Below are 2,825 nucleotides of genomic sequence, written 5' to 3' on the forward strand. Positions count from 1 at the left end.
CCTTGATACGGCGTCACGTTAGATATAGAACAAACCAGAAACGGAAGGGGAGGAATGTATGGCGACCGGAGGCTGTCAGTGCGGGAATGTGCGCTATGTTGCGGAGGGCGAGCCGCTGCATCACGCGATCTGCCATTGCCATGATTGCCGCCGCTCCGCCGGCGCGCCGATGGTCGGATGGATCGCCTTCAAATCGGACGGCGTGAGCGTCACCAAGGGCGCGCCCAGGGTGCATGCTTCGTCCGAGCATGGCCGCCGGCATTTCTGTCCCGATTGCGGAACCGGCCTGTTCTACACCAACGACACCGCGCTCGCCGGGCTGACCGACATCCAGAGCGCGACGCTCGACGATCCCGAGGCGGTGCCGCCGGCCGCGCACATCCAATATGCCGAGCATCTGCGCTGGACGGAGAAGCTCGACGAACTGCCGAAGTTCGAGCGCTATCCCGGCTGAACTGCGCGGCGGCCCCGCACCGCCAGCCAGCCGGTGCCGCCGAACATCGCCAGCGCCCACCAGCCGCCGTCCGTGCTGAAAAGATAAAAGACGCCAATGGCCGCCACGGCGCCAAGCACGGCCAGCGCGATCTTTGGCGCGAGCACGCGTCCAAGCAGCCATGCGCCGAGCAGCAGCGCGGCGACCGCGTTTGCCGTCAGCCAGGCATAGGATGCCCCGGCCCCGATCGATCCCAGGCCCGGCAGCTTGACCGTCGCATAACCGCGCATCGCGTTCGGAAACGCGTCGGCGGAGAGGTGCAGCCCAAGTCCGAGCGCCACGCCGGCCGCGATCGGCCACCAGCGCCGCCGCGCACAGGCGATCCCGACGGGCAACAGGCTGTGCGTCAGCCCGCTGCGATGGCCCAGGCCAACCATCAGATCGATATCCGGCAGCCGCGTCATCGCCCAGGCGGCGAGCACGACCGCCGCCGCCACCGCCCAGGGCCAGCGCTCGGCCGCGAACCCGAAACCGATCGCGGTGCCGAGCAGAAACAGCATCGTCAGCATCTTCCCCCCTCGCCGCTTCACCCCTAACACGAATGGCGATGTGGCAACTGTTCCAATTCCCGCTCTGTCCCTTTTCCCGCAAAGTCCGCCTGCTGCTCGGCGAAAAGGGCGTCGGCTATGATCTGGTCCGCGAATCCCCGTGGGAGCGGCGCGACGAGTTCCTCGACCTAAATCCAGCCGGCCGCACGCCGATGATGGTGGAGGCCGACAAGGGCACCGTCCTGATCGACAGCTGGGCGATCTGCGAGTTCTTCGAGGAGACGGTCAACAAGGCGCCGATGATCAACGGCACCGCGATCAACCGCGCCGAAATCCGGCGGCTGGTCGCCTGGTTCGACGAGCAATTCTTCGCCGACGTGGTCGCGCCCCTGATGCACGAACGGATGAAGAAGCGGCTGATCGAGCGGCTGAGCCCCGACGCGCGCGTTCTGCGCGAGGCGATGAAGCTCGCGCTCAACCACCTCGACTATACCGACTATCTGCTCGACCACCGCAACTGGCTGGGTGGCGCCACCATGAGCCTCGCCGACCTGACTGCCGCCGCGCACATCTCGGTCGCCGATTATCTGGGCGGCATCGATTGGCGCGGCCACGAGCAGACCAAGCGCTGGTATTCCGGGCTGAAGAGCCGGCCCAGCTTCCGCCCGCTGCTGAGCGAGCGGATGGAAGTGATCAGCCCGCCCCAGCACTACGACAAGGTGGATTTTTGACGGCTCTTTGGAGCCGTCACCCCGGGCTTGACCCGGGGTCCAGCTTGTTCTTCCTACACGGCACAAAAGCGGGACCCAGGATCAAGTCCGGGGTGACGGGGGTGAGATGCTCAAGCGCATTGGTCTGGTGATACTCGCAGCGATTCTGCTGCTCGCGGCCGTCCTTACGATCAACACCCTCCGCCTCCGGCCCGAAAAGCTCGGGGAGCCTCTGCCCCCGCCGCCGGTCGACCAAGCCGCCGTCCAGCACCTCGCGCAGGCGATCCGCATCCCGACGATCTCGACCGAGGCCGGGCCGGCACCCGATGCCGTGCTCGACGCCTTCGCCGCGCACCTCGCCGCCAGCTATCCGCGCGTCCATGCCGCGCTGAAGAAAGAAGTCGCCGCCGGCCACAGCCTGCTCTTCACCTGGCTCGGCACCGACCCGAACGCCCCCGCCCTGCTGCTCGCAGCGCATCAGGACGTGGTGCCGATCGAAGGCTCCAGCGAAGCCAAATGGACGCACAAGCCGTTCGCGGGCGTCATCGCTGACGGCTTCGTCTGGGGCCGCGGCACGATCGACGACAAGATGTCGCTGATCGCGATTTTGGAAGCCGCCGAGCGGCTGCTCGCGCGCGGCTATCGGCCCCGGCAAACCATCTATCTCGCTTTCGGCCATGACGAGGAACGCGGCGGCTCCGGCGCGAGGGCGATGGCGGCACTGTTGAAGGCGCGCGGAGCGAGGATCGCGCTGGCGCTCGATGAAGGCTACGCCGTGCTGGACGGCGTGCTGGCGGGCGTGAACCGGCCGGTCGCAGTCGTCGGCATGGCGGAGAAAGGCTATGTCTCCGTCGAGCTCACCGCGAGCGGCGCCGGCGGCCATTCGTCGATGCCCACGCCCGACAACGCCGCGGTCCGCATCGCACGCGCGGTCGAACGGCTGGCAGACGATCCATTCCCGGCACGCGTGCAGGGCCTGACCGGCGACATGCTGACCACGCTCGCGCCCTATATGGACCAGCCGCTGAAGGCGGTGATCGCCAACCGCTGGCTGACCGAACCGCTGATCCGCCGCCAACTGGTCGCCAACCCGCGCACCGCCGCCGCCGTACGCACGACCACCGCGCCGACGAT

Annotated in this window: 4 protein-coding genes; 3 read left to right on the plus strand and 1 reads right to left on the minus strand. The window is 67.5% G+C overall.

Going from position 1 to position 2,825, the window contains the following annotated elements; translation table 11 throughout:
* The first annotated feature begins 58 nt into the window (after positions 1 to 58).
* Positions 59 to 454: a GFA family protein gene (locus VFT73_RS08235; protein ID WP_326409779.1), complete on the plus strand. Its 396-nt coding sequence runs from the start codon at positions 59 to 61 to the stop codon at positions 452 to 454.
* Here the strand turns inward: VFT73_RS08235 and VFT73_RS08240 are convergent.
* Positions 442 to 1,002 (minus strand): hypothetical protein, encoded by a 561-nt coding sequence (locus VFT73_RS08240; RefSeq protein ID WP_326409781.1) that lies wholly within the window; start codon positions 1,000 to 1,002, stop codon positions 442 to 444. The genes VFT73_RS08235 and VFT73_RS08240 overlap by 13 nt on opposite strands.
* Before the next feature lie 38 nt (positions 1,003 to 1,040).
* Between VFT73_RS08240 and VFT73_RS08245 the strand changes: the two genes are divergently transcribed.
* Together VFT73_RS08245 and VFT73_RS08250 are read left to right on the plus strand one after the other, a co-directional pair.
* Complete coding sequence (locus VFT73_RS08245) at positions 1,041 to 1,712, plus strand: glutathione S-transferase family protein (RefSeq protein WP_326409783.1); 672 nt, start codon at positions 1,041 to 1,043, stop codon at positions 1,710 to 1,712.
* A 106-nt stretch (positions 1,713 to 1,818) separates the two neighbouring features.
* The coding region (locus VFT73_RS08250) for a M20/M25/M40 family metallo-hydrolase (protein ID WP_326409784.1) at positions 1,819 to 2,825 on the plus strand (1,007 nt) is incomplete at its 3' end.

It is taken from the genome of Sphingomonas sp. (assembly GCF_035758555.1).
Taxonomy (GTDB): domain Bacteria; phylum Pseudomonadota; class Alphaproteobacteria; order Sphingomonadales; family Sphingomonadaceae; genus Sphingomonas_B.

Excerpts from the sequence above, each read along its gene's own strand:
- VFT73_RS08240 (WP_326409781.1), bottom strand. The coding sequence starts at position 1,002 with ATGCTGACGATGCTGTTTCTGCTCGGCACCGCGATCGGTTTCGGGTTC.
- VFT73_RS08245 (WP_326409783.1), top strand. The coding sequence starts at position 1,041 with ATGTGGCAACTGTTCCAATTCCCGCTCTGTCCCTTTTCCCGCAAAGTC.
- VFT73_RS08235 (WP_326409779.1), top strand. The coding sequence starts at position 59 with ATGGCGACCGGAGGCTGTCAGTGCGGGAATGTGCGCTATGTTGCGGAG.